This is a genomic window from Kitasatospora sp. NBC_00374, assembly GCF_041434935.1.
Lineage (GTDB): Bacteria > Actinomycetota > Actinomycetes > Streptomycetales > Streptomycetaceae > Kitasatospora.
Genome location: NZ_CP107964.1, coordinates 6,599,841 through 6,616,892, shown reverse-complemented (window position 1 = coordinate 6,616,892; position 17,052 = coordinate 6,599,841). Strand labels below are relative to the sequence as shown.

At 72.3% G+C, this 17,052-nt stretch carries 15 protein-coding genes; 7 read left to right on the top strand and 8 right to left on the bottom strand.

Annotated features, from left to right (window positions below):
* Positions 1 to 25 precede the first annotated feature (25 nt).
* The 5 genes from alc to OG871_RS29505 form a co-directional block, all read right to left on the bottom strand.
* On the bottom strand, positions 26 to 1,291 hold the full coding sequence (gene alc / locus OG871_RS29525; protein ID WP_371500945.1) for an allantoicase: 1,266 nt from the start codon (positions 1,289 to 1,291) through the stop codon (positions 26 to 28).
* A 13-nt stretch (positions 1,292 to 1,304) separates the two neighbouring features.
* Positions 1,305 to 2,666 carry an allantoinase AllB gene (allB, locus tag OG871_RS29520; protein WP_371500944.1) on the bottom strand — a complete coding sequence of 454 codons (1,362 nt, stop codon included), beginning with the start codon at positions 2,664 to 2,666 and terminating at the stop codon, positions 1,305 to 1,307.
* Positions 2,667 to 2,832: 166 nt separating this feature from the next.
* Complete coding sequence (locus tag OG871_RS29515; RefSeq protein ID WP_371500942.1) at positions 2,833 to 3,975, bottom strand: glycerate kinase; 1,143 nt, start codon at positions 3,973 to 3,975, stop codon at positions 2,833 to 2,835.
* Between the two features lie 382 nt (positions 3,976 to 4,357).
* A complete protein-coding gene (locus tag OG871_RS29510) occupies positions 4,358 to 5,251 on the bottom strand; it encodes a 2-hydroxy-3-oxopropionate reductase (RefSeq protein ID WP_371500940.1) in 894 nt (297 codons plus the stop codon).
* A gap of 59 nt (positions 5,252 to 5,310) precedes the next feature.
* A complete protein-coding gene (locus OG871_RS29505; protein WP_371500938.1) occupies positions 5,311 to 6,156 on the bottom strand; it encodes a TIM barrel protein in 846 nt (281 codons plus the stop codon).
* Between the two features lie 204 nt (positions 6,157 to 6,360).
* Here OG871_RS29505 and OG871_RS29500 point away from each other — a divergent pair, with 204 nt between their 5' ends.
* The 7 genes from OG871_RS29500 (at position 6,361) to OG871_RS29470 (ending at position 12,252) form a co-directional block, all read left to right on the top strand.
* Positions 6,361 to 6,633, top strand: coding sequence for a thiamine-binding protein (locus OG871_RS29500; RefSeq protein ID WP_371500936.1), 273 nt, complete (start codon positions 6,361 to 6,363; stop codon positions 6,631 to 6,633).
* A complete protein-coding gene (locus OG871_RS29495; protein ID WP_371500934.1) occupies positions 6,630 to 7,001 on the top strand; it encodes a helix-turn-helix domain-containing protein in 372 nt (123 codons plus the stop codon). The genes OG871_RS29500 and OG871_RS29495 overlap by 4 nt, the downstream gene beginning before the upstream one ends.
* Before the next feature lie 195 nt (positions 7,002 to 7,196).
* Complete coding sequence (uraD, locus tag OG871_RS29490; RefSeq protein ID WP_371500933.1) at positions 7,197 to 7,712, top strand: 2-oxo-4-hydroxy-4-carboxy-5-ureidoimidazoline decarboxylase; 516 nt, start codon at positions 7,197 to 7,199, stop codon at positions 7,710 to 7,712.
* Positions 7,713 to 7,761: 49 nt separating this feature from the next.
* Entirely contained in the window at positions 7,762 to 8,097 is a 336-nt protein-coding gene (gene uraH / locus OG871_RS29485) for a hydroxyisourate hydrolase (RefSeq protein WP_371500931.1), read from the top strand.
* A 26-nt stretch (positions 8,098 to 8,123) separates the two neighbouring features.
* Positions 8,124 to 9,038 carry a factor-independent urate hydroxylase gene (pucL, locus tag OG871_RS29480; protein WP_371500929.1) on the top strand — a complete coding sequence of 305 codons (915 nt, stop codon included), beginning with the start codon at positions 8,124 to 8,126 and terminating at the stop codon, positions 9,036 to 9,038.
* Positions 9,039 to 9,327: 289 nt separating this feature from the next.
* On the top strand, positions 9,328 to 10,806 hold the full coding sequence (locus tag OG871_RS29475) for a nucleobase:cation symporter-2 family protein (protein WP_371500928.1): 1,479 nt from the start codon (positions 9,328 to 9,330) through the stop codon (positions 10,804 to 10,806).
* A gap of 63 nt (positions 10,807 to 10,869) precedes the next feature.
* Positions 10,870 to 12,252 carry an 8-oxoguanine deaminase gene (locus OG871_RS29470; protein ID WP_371500927.1) on the top strand — a complete coding sequence of 461 codons (1,383 nt, stop codon included), beginning with the start codon at positions 10,870 to 10,872 and terminating at the stop codon, positions 12,250 to 12,252.
* A 179-nt stretch (positions 12,253 to 12,431) separates the two neighbouring features.
* Here OG871_RS29470 and OG871_RS29465 read toward each other — a convergent pair whose 3' ends face one another.
* The 3 genes from OG871_RS29465 to OG871_RS29455 all read right to left on the bottom strand — a co-directional run bounded on the left by OG871_RS29465 (position 12,432) and on the right by OG871_RS29455 (position 16,961).
* Entirely contained in the window at positions 12,432 to 13,673 is a 1,242-nt protein-coding gene (locus tag OG871_RS29465; RefSeq protein WP_371503464.1) for an ammonium transporter, read from the bottom strand.
* A 199-nt stretch (positions 13,674 to 13,872) separates the two neighbouring features.
* A complete protein-coding gene (locus OG871_RS29460) occupies positions 13,873 to 14,868 on the bottom strand; it encodes a TAXI family TRAP transporter solute-binding subunit (RefSeq protein WP_371500925.1) in 996 nt (331 codons plus the stop codon).
* Complete coding sequence (locus OG871_RS29455) at positions 14,865 to 16,961, bottom strand: TRAP transporter permease (RefSeq protein WP_371500923.1); 2,097 nt, start codon at positions 16,959 to 16,961, stop codon at positions 14,865 to 14,867. The genes OG871_RS29460 and OG871_RS29455 overlap by 4 nt, the downstream gene beginning before the upstream one ends.
* Positions 16,962 to 17,052 lie beyond the last annotated feature (91 nt).

Sequence of the window (17,052 nt, the reverse complement as noted above, 5' to 3'; positions counted from 1 at the left end):
CGGTGCGGGGTGAGGTGGAGCGGCGTCAGACGCCGAGCAGGCGCCAGACGGCCGAGCGGCGGCGGGAGGACTGCTCGCCGTCGGGGCCGTCGGTCGGCTGCAGGGCAGCGACAGCGGCGGTGGTCGCGGCGGCGTCCGCGAGCGGGCGGGAGGCGGTGAGCGCGGCGGCCTCCGCCGCGTTCAGCCCGGCCCCGGTGAGGGCGGCGGCGGCCTCGGCGGCCGGCAGCGCGTCGAACCAGCGCAGCGCCAGCGCGGCGCGGCCGTCCTCGGTGAGCCTGCCGGTCAGCCGCAGGCGGGCCAGGCCGCCGTCGGGGTACACGTTGATCCGTACGTGGGTCACGGGCCGGCCCGCGGGGAGCCGGAAGCGGTGCCGGGTGTCGGGCTGCAGGCGGGTCCGGGGGAGGACCTCGAACCAGCCGGCCGCATCCGTGGAGGGGTCACCGCCGCGGGAGGCGTCGTAGCCCACCAGGTCGGCCCAGCCGGGGGCGTTGGCGACGAAGTGGGTGGTGTCCACCTCGGCGGCCAGGACCTCGCCGCCCCCGGCCAGGGCGATCTGCACCCAGTCGTTGGCCTTGTCGCGCCGACGCCGGGTCTCCCAGCCCTCGCCCATGACGGAGGCGCGACCGGGAGCGTTCAGGTTGTGCGGGGAGGAGAAGTAGCGGTCCGAGGCGGCCTCGGCGACGCCGCCGAACTCCTGGGCGGCCAGGTCGAAGGTGAGGCCGTCCAGCTCGCGCGGGTCGGGCAGCACCTCACCGTGGACCCGCAGGCGGGCGACGCCGCCGTCCGGCCAGATGTTCAGCCGGACGTGGGTGTAGCGGGTCCCGTCCCGTACCTCGAACTCGTGGGCGGTGTCGCCCCGGAGCGCGGTGCGCGGCACCAGGTCGACCCACTCGGCGGCCAGGACCTCCTCCGGCGAGGGCTGCCCGGGGACGGACGCGCCCTGCACCGAGCCGGTCTCCGGGTAGTTGCCGGTGAAGTGGGCGGTGTCCACGATCACGCCGCGGATCACTCCGGCCGCCCCGAGCCGGACGATCGCCCAGTCGTGGTCCTCGTCGGTGGGGTGCGGCTGCTCGGCGCTGACGCCGCGGCGGCGCTTGCTCTCCCAGCCGTCCATGATCTGGCCCTTGTGGCCGAAGGTGTGCGGGCGGAACTCGGCCGGCTTGGCGACCAGCAGGTTCTCCGCGTCCGCGAAGGTGTCCTCGTTGGTGGCCACGACGCCGGCGCCGAGCAGCCGGGAGGCCAGGTCGACCAGCTCGGTGAAGGGAGCGCTCGGGGTCTGACTGGTGCTCAACGAAAGTCTCCTTCTATCGGCGGGCGATCTGGCGGCCGAACGGCTCGGCGGCGGTGTCCACGACCCGGCCGCGCAGCCAGGTGGTGCGGACGGTGCCGGTGAGGGTGCGACCGGCGTACGGGGTGACGGGGTTGCGGTGGTGCAGCTCCTCGGCGTGCACCGCGAACGTGCCGTCGGGGTCGAAGGCGACCAGGTCTGCGTCGTGGCCGACGGCGATGGCGCCCTTGGTGCCGGTCAGGCCGACCAGCGAGGCGGGGCCGCTCGACATCCAGCGCACCACGTCGGACAGCGTGTGACCGCGGCGGCGGGCCTCGGTCCAGATCGCCGGCAGGCCGAGCTGGAGGGAGGCGATACCGCCCCAGGCCGCGGCGAAGTCGCCGCTGCCGCCGTAGCGCCGGAGCAGCTTGAGGTCCGGGGTGGACGGCGAGTGGTCGGAGACCACGGCAACGAACTCGCCGGCCGCCAGCGCCGCCCAGAGCAGGTCGCGGTTGGACTCGTCCCGGATCGGCGGGCAGCACTTGAAGGCGGTGTCGCCGTCCGGCACCTCCTCGGCCGACAGGGTGAGGTAGTGCGGGCAGGTCTCGGCGGTCACCCGGACGCCGTCCGCGCGGGCCTGCCGCAGCAGCGGCAGCACGGCGGCGGAGGAGACGTGCAGGATGTGCACCCGGGCACCGGTCCGGCGGGCGGTGTCCAGCAGCCGGGCGACGGCGGCGGACTCGGCGTCGTCGGGGCGCGAGGCCAGGAAGTCGCGGTAGTGCACGCCGGGCTGCTGCGGCGCGGCCGCCAGGACGGCCGGGTCCTCGGCGTGGATGATCGCCAGCGCGCCGATCCGGGCCTGCTCGGCCAGCGCCGCCTCCAGGTCCGCCTGCTCGACGTGCGGGAACTCGTCCACGCCGGAGGGCGCCAGGAAGCTCTTGAAGCCGAAGACGCCGGCGTCGTGCAGCGGCTCCAGGTCCCCGGTGTTGCCGGGGATCGCCCCGCCCCAGAAGCCGAGGTCGACCCAGGCCTGGCCCTCGGCGGTCTTCCGCTTGGCCGCCAGGCCGTCCAGCGTGGTGGTGGGCGGGACGGAGTTGAGCGGCATGTCGATGACGGTGGTGACCCCGCCGGCGGCCGCGGCCCGGGTGGCGGTGGCGAAGCCCTCCCACTCGGTGCGGCCGGGCTCGTTGACGTGGACGTGGGTGTCCACCAGGCCGGGCAGCAGCGCGAGGTCGCCGAGGTCGGTCAGGTGCTGGTCGCCGGCGAGCAGGGAGCCGTGCTCCGCGATCTGCTCGATCCGGCCGTCCCGGACCAGGACGTCGGCGGGACGCTCGCCGTCCGGCAGCACGACGCGACGGGAGCGGATCACCGCCGTGCTGGGCGTCTCGCTGAGGGGCATCTGGACCTCCGGGCCGGGTGTGTCTGGTGGGGCCGTTGATGACGGGCAGGCCGTGCCACCGAGGGAAGTTGAGGTCTGACCATCAGACTTTCACCCCGAGTGCTCGGAGCCTAGGCCTGCCTTCAACAAAACGTCAATGTAGGAAACTACGAGTGGCCGAACGGGGTCAGCGGGCCAGCAGATCGGCCGCCAGCCGCTCCCCCGCGACCTCCGCGAGCTCGGCCGCCCTGGTCATGCTGTCGCCGGGCCGCTCGGCCAGATCGGTGAGCGCGACGGCCGCGGCGAAACCCGCCGCCCGCCACTGGTCCTCCGACAGTTCCAGCCGCCCTGCCACGGCGGCCACCCGAACCCCCGCCCGAGTGGCCGCCGCGGCAACGCCGGCGGGAGCCTTGCCGTGGAGCGTCTGTGCATCCAGGCAGCCCTCGCCGGTCACGACGAGACGCGCCCCACGCACAGCCTCGTCGAAACCCAGCAGTTCGAGCAGGAGCTCGATGCCGGGTCGCATGGTGGCGCCGAGCAGGGCCAGGGCGGCGAAGCCGACCCCTCCCGCCGCTCCGGCGCCGGGTGCGTCCCGCACGTCCCGACCGGTGGCCTCGCGGACCGCGTCCGCCCAGCGGGTCAGGCCCTCTTCCAGGACCACCAGGTCACCACCGTCCGCACCCTTCTGCGGACCGTAGACGGCGGTCGCGCCGCGGGCGCCGAGCAGTGGGTTGTCCACGTCGCAGGCGACCACGACCTCCACCCCGGTCAGGCCGTCGGCGAGCGACCCGAGGTCGATCCGGGCCAGCCTGCGCAGGGCGGCTCCGCCGGGTGCCAGCTCGGCGCCGTCGGCGTCCTTCAGCCCGATGCCGAGCGCCTGGATCATGCCGGCGCCGCCGTCGGTGCAGGCACTGCCGCCCAGCCCGAGCACGACCCGCTTGACGCCCAGTCCGACGGCCCGGGCGATCAGCTGGCCGACCCCGTAGGAACCGGCCGCGAGCGGGGCGGTCCGGCCGCCGGGGAGCCTGGCCAGGCCGGAGGACTGGGCCAGCTCGACCACGGCGGTGTCGCCCTTGACCGCGATCGCGGCGTCCACCGGCAGGCCGGTCGGACCGGCCACCTTCACCGGGACCCGGGTGAAGCCGGCCGCCAGCGCGGCGGCCAGGGTGCCCTCGCCGCCGTCGGCGACCGGGAGCTCGCGGACCTCGACGCCGGGCCGGGCGCGGCGGATGCCGGCGGCGATCCTGGCCGCGACCTCGGCGCCCTCCAGCGTGCCCTTGAACTTGTCGGGGGCGACGACGACATGGCCCTGGGTGGGGGTTGCGGGCATGGCGTGGGCCTCACTTCCGGGTCGGGCTGATGAGCGGTGAACGATGCGGCTCGGGGCAACCACAGCATGTGCTTACCCGGTTTTCGGTACGGATGGGGTGCGACCCCCTCCCCGCCGTTCTCCCCCAGCCTTCGGCCGGGGGTACCCCCACACGTCCCGCTTCCGACGTACGCGTGGCTCCCCTCGGCGAGGGAGGGGGCCGGGCGGGGCGCGCAGGCACGACCGAAGTGCCCCCGGGAGGGATGCGCGCACCGCCGGCTTGGCCTCCTGGTGGCGCGGGCACGACCGGACAGGTACACGCCACCAGGAGGAGCTTTCGGGTCTCGCCGGGGGACGGTTGTCAGGGCACGTCCCCCGGCGAGGGGTCTTGGACCGGCCGGCCCTACGCGACCTCGCGGCCGGAGAGGCGCTCGACGCCCCGCAGCAGGGCCGAGTGGTCGAGCGAGCCGTCGCCGTTGGCGCGGGCCGAGGCCACCAGCTGGGCCACCACGGCGCCGACCGGCAGCGCCGCACCGACGGCCCGGGCGGCGTCGGTGACGATGCCCATGTCCTTGTGGTGCAGGTCGATCCGGAAGCCGGGGGCGAACTGGCGGTCGATCATGTTGGCCTTCTTGCGGTTCAGCACGGTCGAGCCGGCCAGACCGCCGCCGAGCACGTCGAGCGCGGCCGGGAGGTCGACGCCGGCGTTCTCCAGGAAGACCACGGCCTCGGCCAGGACCTGGATGTTGACGGCCACGATCAGCTGGTTGGCGGCCTTGACGGTCTGGCCGGCGCCGGCCGGACCGACGTGGATGACCGTGGTGCCGAGCGCGTCGAACAGCGGCTTCGCCTCGGCGAAGTCGGCCGCGTCGCCGCCGACCATGATCGACAGGACGGCCTCGATCGCGCCGGCCTCACCGCCGGAGACCGGGGCGTCCAGGGTGCGGACCCCCCGGGCGGTGGCGGCGGCCTCGACCTTGATCGAGGTCTGCGGGGTGATCGAGGACATGTCGATCACGAGGGTGCCGGCCTTCACGTTCTCCAGCACCCCGCCCTCACCCAGGATGACCTGCTCGACCTGGGGGTCGGCGGGGACCATGGTGATGACGACCTCGGCGTCCTCGACCGCCTCGGCGATGCTGGTGGCGCCCAGGCCGCCGGCCGCCACCAGGGCGTCGATCGGCGGCTGGGTGAGGTTGAAACCGGTCACCCGGTGGCCGGCCTTGACCAGGTTGGCGGCCATCGGGCTGCCCATGATGCCGAGGCCGATAAAGGCGATCTTGCGGGAGGCGCTCATCGCGTCGCGTTCCTTCGTACGTGGTGGGTGGGGAGGCGGTGACTGCTCGGCGGCGCCGGTTACCTCGCGGCGCGCAGCTCGCGCGGGAGCCACGCGAAGCCGTCGGCGCTGACGCCGTTCGCGGGGCGGTACTCCAGGCCGATCCGGCCGGTGTAGCCGGCGGCGGTGAGCCGGGCGAAGAGGTCCTCGAAGTCGAGGTCGCCGGTACCGGGCTCGTTGCGGCCCGGGGTGTCGGCGATCTGCACGTGGCCGAAGCGGTCGGCGTAGGTGTCGATGACGGCGGCCAGGTCCTCGCCGTTCCTCGCCAGGTGGTAGAGGTCGCAGAGGAACCTGGCGTTGCCGAGGCCGGTGGCCGCGTTCACCCGGTCCACCACCTCGACGGCGGCGGCCGCCGAGACCAGCGGGTAGTCCGGGGACTCGGGCCGGTTGAGGGCCTCGATCAGCAGGATCGCGCCGATCGAGTCGGCGGCCCGGGCGGCGAGCACGAGGTTCTCCAGCGCCAGCTCGTCCTGCTCGGCGGCGGTGGCGCCCTCGACCCGGTTGCCGTAGAGCGCGTTGAGCGCCTTGGTGCCGAGCGACTCGGCGAGGGCGACCGTCACCGGGACGTTCTCCCGGAAGCGCTCCTTCTCGGCGGGCACGGAGACGGTGCCGCGGGCGCCCTTGGTGAGGTCGTCGAGGAAGTTGAGGCCGGTGAGCTGGACGCCGGCGTCGCTGAAGGCCTTGCGGAGCGCGTCCAGCTCGGCCTGGGCCGGGGTGTGCTCCGCGCCGAAGGGCCACCACAGCTCGGCGGCGGTGAAGCCGGCGGCGGCCGCGGCGGCGGGGCGCTCCAGCAGCGGGAGCTCGCCGAACAGGATCGACAGGTTGACCGTGTAGCTGTGCTTTGCGGCGGCGGTCACGTCGTTCACCTCTCACTCTCTCTTCCGTCTTCCGCAACTTCCACGATCCGGAAGAGCGATTCTGCTTGGTGGAAGCTTGTCCCGCGGTCCGCGGAGTGTCAAGGCCGTCACAACAATTTGTTGAAGCGGCCGAAACCCGCCCGCCCCATGGGTGCTCGACTGTCTGATCGACCAGCCCCTGTCATCCGCAGGGCCGCTCGCTACAGTGAGCGGGTGCGATTGATGGTGGAGTTCACGACAGAACCGTTCGAGCTGGACAGCTTCCCCGACCACGCCAAGGCCGCCCGCCGGGTCGTGGACGAAGCCGGTCTCGCCGTCTCGGTCGGCCCCTTCGGCACCAGCGCCGAGGGCGACGCCGAGCAGACCCTGGCGGCCGTGACCCGGCTGCTGCGCGAGACCCTGGACGCCGGGGCGACCCGGATCTCCGTCCAGGTCAGCGTGCTCGACGACGACAACCAGACCCCGGAAGGAGTGGGTACGCAGTGAGCAACTCCCTGGAACACCCGCTCACCGCGGCGATAAAGCCGCTGCTCGACGCAGTCGGTGCGACCGCGGTCGAGGTCCGCGAGGCCCGGCCCGACGACGTCCTGCTGGAGTGGGACGGCGCGCCGGCCGTGGCCGTACGGCTGCCGCACCTCAGCAGTGCGCTGGACCGGCTGCTGGCCGAGATGGCCCGCCAGTTCGACGGACGCCCGCTCGCCGAGCTCGACCGCGCCGACAAGCAGCGCGTGGTCGCCCTGCTGGAGGAGCGCGGCGCGTTCACCGTGCGACACGGCGTCGAGACGGTGGCCTCGGCGCTGGGCGTCAGCCGGTTCACGGTGTACAACTACCTGAACCGCCAGGACGGCAAGTAGGGGCGGGCCCCCGGGCCGGTTTCGCCCCAGTCTGTCCCGCCGTCACGCCGGACACACTTGGCGAATCGCACACGACATGCGGCGGTAACGGCCCTCGGCTCGAAACGTAACCACCAACCGTTCAACAAAGTGTTGACGGGCCGGGGTGGTGGATCTAGCTTTTGCGGGTGGCACCACTCTTCAGGAGGTCCACCCGTGACCAACCACCCTCATCCGTCCTCCGCGGCGCTCGAGAAGCTGTCGGCGGCTCCGGCCGCCGAGCTGCGTGAGACGCTGCTGGAGATCTGCTCCAGCCCCGGCTGGGCCGCGTCGGTCGCGGCCGCCAGGCCGTGGTCCGACCGGGACGCGCTGCTCGCCGCCAATGCGGCGGCCATGGCGGCGCTCACGGCCGAGGACCTGGCCGACGCCATGGCCGGCCACGCCCGGATCGGCAAGCCCAGGACGGGCGACGCCACCTCCGAGCGCGAGCAGGCCGGCATCCGGGGAGTGGACTCCGCGCTCCTCGACGAACTGCACCGGGCGAACGCCGCCTACGAGGCGAAATTCGGCCATGTGTTCCTGATCTGCGCGACCGGCCGCACCGCGGCCACCATGCTCGCCTCCCTCCGGGAGCGCTTCCCGAACGATGCCGCCACCGAGGCGGAGATCGTCCGCGGCGAGCTGCGCAAGATCAACGACATCCGCATCAACCGCCTGCTCGACGAGGACTGACCTCGTCGACGGTGAGTCGACTCCTGCCATCAGTAAGGTCATTCAACCCATGACTGGCATCTCCACGCATGTGCTCGACACCAGCCTCGGCCGCCCGGCCGAGGGTGTCCCGGTCGAGCTCGCACTGCACACCGAGGGTGGCTGGAAGGTGCTCGGCACCTCCGCCACGGACTCCGACGGCCGGGCCAAGGACCTGCCGGCCGTGGAGGCGGGCTCGGTCGTCCGGCTCCTGTTCGACACGGCCGCGTACTACGCCGCCGCCGCGGACCAGGCGCCGTTCTTCCCCGAGGTCTCGATCGTCTTCACGGTCGCGCCCGCGCAGCACCACTACCACGTGCCGCTGCTGCTCAACCCGTTCGGATACTCGGTCTACCGCGGAAGCTAGACCGCTTCAAAGCTTAGGAGCCAGCCATGGCCCACGTGCTCGGACAGAACCAGTACGGCAAGGCGGAGAACCGCATCGTCCGGGTCTACCGTGACTCGACCCGTCACGAGATCAAGGACCTGAACGTCTCGGTCGCCCTCTCCGGCGAGTTCGACGACGTCCACCTCACCGGCTCCAACGCCAACTGCCTGCCCACCGACACCACGAAGAACACCGTGTACGCCTTCGCGAAGGAGTACGGGATCGAGTCGGCCGAGGCCTTCGGCATCACGCTGGCACGGCACTTCGTCGACAACACCCCGCCGGTGCACCGGGCCCGGATCCGGATCGAGGAGTACACCTGGGACCGGATCAGGACGCCGGACAGCTCGGCGCGCTTCATCGGTTCCGAGGAGGTCGGCCACTCGTTCGTCCGCAACGGCGGTGAGGTCCGCACCTGCGAGATCGTCTACGACGGCGAGAGCGTCCAGGTGATCTCCGGGCTCAAGGAACTGACCGTCATGAACTCCACCAACTCGGAGTTCTGGGGCTACATCAAGGACAAGTACACCACCCTCCAGGAGGCGTACGACCGCATCCTCGCCACCCAGGTCACCGCCCGCTGGAAGTACTCCTACAGCGGCCGCGAGGGCGAGGCCCAGCCGAACTGGAACCGCTCCTACACCCACGTGCGGCGCCACATGCTGGAGGCCTTCGCCGAGACCTACTCCTACTCGCTGCAGCAGACCCTGCACGCGATGGGCACCCGGGTCCTCAACAACCGCGCCGAGGTGGACGAGGTCCGCCTGGAGCTGCCGAACAAGCACCACTTCCTGGTCGACCTGGCGCCCTTCGGTCTCAAGAACGAGAACGAGGTCTACTACGCCGCGGACCGGATGTACGGCCTGATCGAGGGCACCGTGCACCGCGAGGGCGTCGTCCCGGTCATCCCGGTCGCCTGAGGCACACCCCATGACCGCCGTCCGTCGCCGCAGCACCCTCCGGCCCCCGCGGGCCGGACGGTCGCGGACGGCATGCTCCACCCGCACGGCCAGTACCACCTGCACGTCCGCTTTCTCCACCCCCACCAACCGGAGACCGTGCCCGCCTCACGGCGGCCGCCCCGGGGAGCTGGAGAGACCGGCCGAGGGACCCTTGCACCGCCGTCCCGCCCTCGGCCGAGGCGAGTTCCGCCGGTCTTCTCCAGCGCCGCGGGCGCGTCGGGAGCCATGGGCACAAGAGGGGCTCGACATGGCACTGCGCTCGACCAGTACCGCAGACGGCGGTTCCACCCCTGACAGACCTTCGCGGCCGGACGGCACGTCCAGCCTCCCTGACACCCCGTCCGGCCCGAAGACCGTCCACCCCGTGGACGAGCTGCTGCCCCCGGTGAAGCTCTTCAGCACCGGTCTGCAGCACGTCGCCGCGATGTACGCGGGCGTTGTCGCGCCCCCGCTCATCGTCGGCGCCGGCGTGGGGCTCTCCCCCGCCGAGCTCGCCCTGCTCATCTCGGCCAGTCTGTTCACCGCGGGCCTGGCCACCCTGCTCCAGACCCTGGGCATCTGGCGGATCGGCGCCCGGCTGCCGTTCGTGAACGGCGTCTCGTTCGCCGGTGTCGCCCCGATGCTCGCCATCGCCAAGGGCTCGATCGACAAGGACGGGGGCCCGAAGGACGCCCTCCCGGTGATCTTCGGCGCGGTGATCGTCGCGGGGCTCCTGTGCTTCCTCGCGGCACCGTACTTCTGCAAACTGATCAGGTTCTTCCCACCGGTCGTCCAGGGCACCGTGATCACCCTCATCGGGGTCTCGCTGCTTCCGGTGGCGGTCAACTGGGCCCGCGGCGGAGCACCCGGCGCACCCGGCTACGGCTCGATGCGGGCGATCGGCCTCGCCGCCTTCACCCTGGCGGCGGTCGTGCTCTGCAACAAGCTGCTCCGTGGCTTCTGGCAGCAGCTCGCGCTGCTGATCGGGCTGGCGCTGGGCACCGCACTGGCCTTCCCACTCGGCCTGGCCGACTTCGGGCCGGTGGGGGACGCGAAGATCTTCGCGCTCCCGTCGCCGTTCCACTTCGGGGCGCCGGTCCTCGACGCCGCGGCGATCGCCTCGCTGTGCATCGTCATGGTGGTCTCGATGACCGAGTCCACCGCCGACATGCTGGCGCTCGGGCAGATCGTCGACCGGCAGGCCGACGAACGGACCCTGGCCGCCGGCCTGCGGGCCGACGGACTGGCCACCGCCGTCAGCCCGGTCTTCAACGGCTTCGCGGCCAGTGCCTTCGCCCAGAACATCGGGCTGGTGGCGCTGACCAACATCCGCAGCCGCTTCGTGGTCGCGGCCGGCGGAGGGATCCTGATCCTGCTGGGCCTGTTCCCGGTCCTCGGGTCGCTGGTCTCGCTGGTGCCGCAGCCCGTCCTCGGCGGCGCCGGGATCGTGCTCTTCGGCACCGTCGCGGCGAGCGGCATCCGCACCCTCGCCGAGGCGGGCATGGAGTCCAGTGCCAACACCATCCTGGTGTCGGTGTCGCTCGGGGTAGGCATCATCCCGATCGCCGCCCCCACCTTCTACGACGCCTTCCCGGAGGCCTTCCGGACCCTGATGCACTCCGGAATCTCGGCCGGCTGCGTGATGGCCGTCCTGCTCAACCTGCTCTTCCACCACGTCGGCGCCGCCCGTAGGTCCCCGACCACCGAGCCACCCGGCACGGCGGTGTCAACGGCGACACCGTCCTGATCGGCGGGGGGCGCGCACCGCTCACCTGTGCGCCCCCTCCCTCGCCCCCATAGGAGTCACACCATGGCAGTCCAGCCCCCGCCCGCCGACCAGCGGATCGTGATCGAGAACGTCGCCGTCGCCACGGTCGACGCCAACGACACCGAGTACACCCGCGGTCACGTGGTCATCCTCGGCAACAAGATCGAGTCGGTCGGCGACGGCCCCGCCCCGCAGTGGCTGGACAACGTGGTGCGCCGGATCAACGGCGAGGGCCATCTGATCACCCCCGGCCTGGTCAACACCCACCACCACTTCTACCAGTGGATCACCCGCGGCCTGGCCCAGGACAACATCCTGTTCGACTGGCTGGTCGCGCTCTACCCGACCTGGGCGCGGATCGACGACCGCCTGGTGCACGCCGCCTCCCAGGGCTCGGCGGCCGCCCTGCTCAAGTCCGGTTGTACGACCGCCAGCGACCACCACTACGTGTTCCCGAAGGACGGCGGCGACATCCTCGGCGCCTCCATCGAGGCCGTCCAGGAGCTGGGCCTGCGCTTCACCGCGCTGCGCGGCTCGATGTCCCGCGGCAAGAGCGACGGCGGGCTGCCGCCGGACTTCGCGGTGGAGAAGACCGAGGACATCCTGATCGCCTCCGAGGCCGCCGTGGACAAGTACCACGACTCCTCGTTCGGCTCGATGCTGCACGTGGCCATCGCGCCCTGCTCCCCCTTCTCGGTCACCACCGACCTGATGCGCGAGGCCGCCGAACTGGCCCGCCGCAAGGGCGTGCGCCTGCACACCCACGGCTCCGAGACGGCCGAGGAGGAGGAGTTCTGCAAGGAGCTCTTCGGCATGGGTCCGACCGACTACTTCGAGTCGGTCGGCTGGCTCGGCGAGGACGTCTGGATGGCGCACTGCGTCCACATGAACGACTCCGACATCGCCAAGTTCGCCGAGACCGGCACCGGTGTCGCGCACTGCCCGTCCTCGAACGCCCGCCTCGCGGCCGGCATCGCCCGCGTCCCCGACATGCTGAAGGCCGGCGTACCCGTCGGGCTCGGCGTGGACGGCACCGCCTCCAACGAGTCCGGTGAGCTCGGCACCGAACTGCGCAACGCACTGCTGATCAACCGTCTGCACGGCCGTCCCGACGCGCTCACCGCGCGCAGCGCGCTGCGCCTGGGCACCATGGGCGGCGCCCGGGTGCTCGGCCGCCAGAGCGAGATCGGCTCCATCGAGGCGGGCAAGCTCGCCGACCTGGCGCTGTGGAAGGTCGACGGCATCATGCACTCGTCGATCGCGGACCCGGTCGCCGCCCTCACCCTGGGCGCACTGCCGCCGCTGGCCGTGCTGTTCGTCAACGGCAACGCCGTGGTCGAGAAGGGCACCCTGACCACCGTCAACGAGGACCAGATCGCGCTGGCCTGCGCCCGCGCCGCCAAGGAGCTCGCCTCCCGGGTCTGATCCCCCACCGACTCCGGTGCCGCGCCCGGGACGGCACGGCACCGGAACCTCGACCGGCCCACCGGCCGACGAGGGCGCAGCCCCGGACCCACGGCGAGGGTCCGGGGCTGTGATGCGCCGTCATCGTCCCCGCGTCGGCGGCGGACGGGTGGCTTTTGGCGGCCTGCGGACCGTCGGCCCTACGGCCGCACCTCCGTCCTGCGGTGGTTCGGGACGACCGTCGTGATGCCGCCCGGGCCGGTGACCGGGCCGGTGTGCCACAGGGCCGGCGTGCCGGCCGGTTCGCCGAAGTCGTAGGCGGTCTCGGCGTGGAAGGCCAGGTCGACCCCGGAGGTCTCGTCGTCCTCGCTCGCCCGGAGGCCGACGGTGAGGTCGACCAGCTTGGCGAGGACCCAGGAGACCACGAACGAGAAGGCCATCACCGAGAAGGCCCCGATCGCCTGCCGGCCGAGCTGGCCGAGGCTGCCACGGCCGCCGGTGGCCAGGACGCCGACGAGCAGGGTGCCGACGAGGCCGCCGACCAGGTGGACGCCGACGACGTCCAGCGAGTCGTCGTAGCCCAGCCTGAACTTGAGACCGACCGCCATCGAGCACAGCACCCCGGCGACCACGCCGATCAGCATCGCCCCGAAGGCGTTGACGTGGGCACCGGCCGGGGTGATGGCGACCAGTCCGGAGACCGCGCCGGAGGCGGCGCCCAGCGTGGTGAACGCGCCCTGCCTGAACCGCTCGTACGCCAGCCAGCCGATCATCGCGGCGCCCGTCGCGACCTGGGTGTTCAACGCCATGATCGCGGCCGTGCCGTTCGCCGCGAGGGCCGAGCCCGCGTTGAAGCCGAACCAGCCGAACCAGAGCAGGCCGGCGCCGAGCATCACCAGCGGCAGGCTGTGCGGCCGCATCGGCTCCTTGGTGAAGCCGATCCGCTTGCCGACCACCAGGACGGCGGCGAGCGCGCCGATGCCGGCGTTGATGTGGACCGCCGTGCCGCCCGCGAAGTCGATCACGTCGAGCTTGAAAAGCCAGCCGTCCGCCTGCCACACCCAGTGCGCGACCGGGAAGTAGACGAACGTGACCCAGAGCACGATGAACAGCACCCAGCCGCTGAACTTCGCCCGGTCGGCCAGCGCACCGCTCATCAGCGCGGGCGTGATGACCGCGAACATCAGCTGGAAGAGGGCGAAGGCGAAGATCGGGATGCCGCCGCCGGTGAGCAGGCTCTCCGGCCCGACACCCCGCAGGCCGACGTAGCCGAATCCGCCCAGCAGCCCGCCGCCCAGATCGTCGTCGAAGGTGAGCGAGAAGCCGTAGAGCACCCACAGCACGCTGACGACGCCGAGCGAGACGAAGGACATCATCAGCATGCTGAGTGCGCTCTTCACCCGCACCATGCCGCCGTAGAAGAACGCCAGCCCTGGCGTCATCAACATGACCAGCGCGGCGCTGATCAGGACGAAGGCGGTATCTGCGCCGTTCACTGTCGAAAGTCTCCTCAGCTCGGGGATGCACCTCCCGGCTCCTGCGGGAGGTGGTGGTGCCGGCCGGACGCCGGCCGTTCGCGTCCTAGGGGCTGTCTGACAATTCCCGCCGCGCGCTGATGCGATGCGAATCGTCAGACAGCCCCTAGCGCCCGGCGCGGGCCGTCAGCGCCTGCCGGGCGCCGGGGTTGAGCGGGATCGGCCCGGTCTCGGCGGCCGTGTCGGTGGTGATCTCCTTGGCCGCGGCGTTCGCCCGCTCCAGATCGGCCCGGCGGTCGAACATCAGGTCGACGATCTGCTTGGCCAGTTCGGGGTCGAATCCCTTCTTCACCAGCAGCACGTTGGGCACCACCACGGCCGGGACGTCGGCCGGCTGCCGGTAGACCGCGGCCGGCACGGTACCGGGCCGGTAGACCTCGCCGTACTGCTTCTGCAGCGCCCCCAGCAGCGGGGTGACGTCGAGGAAGCGCACCTTGTCCCCCAGCGTGGTGGTCAGGTCGGTGATCCCGCCGGTGGGCAGACCGCCGGACCAGAAGAGCGCGTCGACGGTGCCGTCCTTCATCGCGTCGACGGTCTCCGGCAGGCCGAGCCGCTGCGCCTTCACGTCCTTGTCGGCGTCGAGCCCGCCCGCCTTCAGGATCCGACGGGCGATCACCTCCGTGCCGGAGCCGGGCGAGCCGGTGGAGACCCGCTTGCCGCGCAGGTCCGCCACGGAGGTGATGCCGGAGTCGGCCCGGACGAGCACCTGGGTGTAGTTCGGGTAGAGCCGGGCCAGCGCCTCCACGGGCTGCCGGTCGGGGAAGGATCCCGTGCCGGTCACCGCGTCGCTCGCGGTGTCCATCAGCGAGAAGGCCACGTCGTAGCTGCCCGACACGAGACCCTGGACGTTCTGGACGGACGCCCCCGTGGCGGTCGCGGTCGCCCGGTAGCCCTTGATGTTGTCAGAGATCAACTGGGCGAGACTGCCTCCCAGTTGGTAGTAGACGCCGGTGGTGTTCCCGGTCGCGACGGTGAGCCGCCCGCCGGGCGCCGCGCCCTCGTGGGCCGCTGGGCCGGTCTGCTTGCCGCCGCAGGCGGTCACGGCCAGGACCAGCGCACAGGCGGCGGCGAAGCGCAGGGCGCGCTGACGGACGTACTTCATGACGGGGTGTTTCCTTTCGGGAGGGGTGAGGGGTCGCCCGGCCCGGCGGCGGCACCCGCCGCGGAGCGGCGGCGTACCAGGTGGGCCAGGACGGCGGCGCCGAGCAGCGCCGCTCCGGCGGCGATGGAGACCGGCTCCAGGTAGAGCAGGAGGAGTGCGGCGCCCGCGCAGAGCCCGCGTTCGAGCACGGTGGCCGGCCCGAGCAGCCGGCCGCCGGTGGCCGCGGCGAGGGCGGCCACCGCGAGGGCGGAGACGGCCGTGGTCCAGACGACGTCGACGAGCGGCCCCTGCCCCAGCAGGTGGGCGCCGTTGTCCGTCAGGACGAAGGCGAACGGCACCAGGAACGCGGGCAGCGAGTACTTCCAGGTCTGCGTCATGGTGCGGATCGGGCTGCCGCCCGTGATGGCGGCGGCCGCGGCGGCCGCCAGTGCCGTCGGCGGCGTCACCTCGGACAGCACGGCGTAGTAGAAGATGAACATGTACGCCTCGGGGGTGGCCACGCCGAGCGAGATCATGGCCGGCGCGATGATCACCGCGGAGATGATGAACGAGGCCGTCACCGGCACCGCGAGCCCGAGGACCGACACCGCCACGGCGGCGAACAGCACGGTCAGCGTGAGCCGCACCGTCGGGTCGCTGCCCAGGACGCCCGCGGCGTCCACGATGATCGCCGCAAGGTTGAGGCCGAGCCCGGTCTGGGTCACCACCGCGACGATGATTCCGGCCGCCGCGCAGGTCGCCACCACCGGCAGCACCGACCGGCTGCCCTCCGCGAGCGCCGCGTACAGCCGGCGCGGGGTCAGCCGGTGCCGGGGGTCCAGGAAGGAGAGCGCGACCTGCAGCGCCGTCGCCCCGACCACCGCCTTGAACGGCGGCAGGCCCGCCGCCATGAAACCGATGATCAGGAACAGCGACAGGAAGTGGTGGCCGGACCTCGCCAGCAGCCGCGGCACCGACTGCCGCTCCACCTCGACCACCCTGGTCAGCGAACGGCGGGCGTCGATCTCGACCGCCAGCAGGATCCCCAGGTAGTACAGGGCGGTGGGGATGGTGGCGTAGAGCAGCACCGTGAGGTAGCCGACCCGAAGGTACTCGGCGATGACGAACGCCGCCGCGCCCAGGGTCGGCGGGGAGAGGATCGCCCCGATCCCGGCGGCGGCGAGGATCCCGCCGCCCTGCTCCCTGCTGTAGCCGGCCCGGCGCAGCAGCGGCCAGGCGACCGAGCCGAGGCTCACCGCGGTGGCCGCGCCGGAGCCCGACACCGTGCCGAGCAGGAAGCCGGCGACCGTCACGGTACGCCCGGGGGCGCTCCGCGAGCCGCGGAAGGCGGCGAACGACAGGTCGATGAAGAAGCCGCCCGCGCCGGACAGTTCGAGCACCGCGCCGTAGATCGTGAACAGCACGATGTAGGTCGCCGCCACACCCAGCGGCACCCCGTAGAAGCCGTCGGTGCCCATGAAGAGGTTGGCGACGATCGCGTCGGCGTCGAAGCCGCCGTGCGCCAGCGACCACTCGTACGGGAGCAGGCCCCCGTAGTAGGCGTAGAGCAGGAACGCCCCGCAGAACGCCGGGAGCACCCACCCGGTGGTCCGCCGGCAGGCCTCCAGGATCAGGAGCAGCAGCACCGCTCCCGCCACCGTGTCGGCGGTGGTGGGCAGTTGACGCCGCTCCAGGAAGCCGTCGAAGTCGACCAGCGGGTAGAGGCAGACGGCCACCGCGAGGGCGGCCAGCAGCCAGTCGAGCACGCCCGGGTCGTCCCGGTCGTCCCGGTCGTCCCGGCTCCCGGCGGCGCCCGGGCGGCGCCACCGCAGCAGGGCCGCCGGCATCCGTATCCCCGCGCGGTGCGTGAGGAAGCACAGCGGCAGCGCGGCGGCCAGGAAGACCGTCAGGTAGTACTGGGTGCCCCTGGCCGGCGGGTGGAAGACCGCCAGCAGGACGAAGACCGACAGGGCCGCGCAGACCGCCGACACCACGGCGAGGACGGGCGGGGAGAGCCGGCGCATCGGGCGCTCCTGGTCGTACTCGGCCACCAGCTCCTCGACGCTGCGCCGTTCCGGTGCAGCGTCGTTCGGACATGGAATTCGCTCGGACAACGGAATTGACCCTTTTCTCTCCGCAGGCCCGGCGCGACCGATTCCGGATCGGCGCCGGCGTGCTGCGCCAGCCCATCAGCAGCGGATTGTG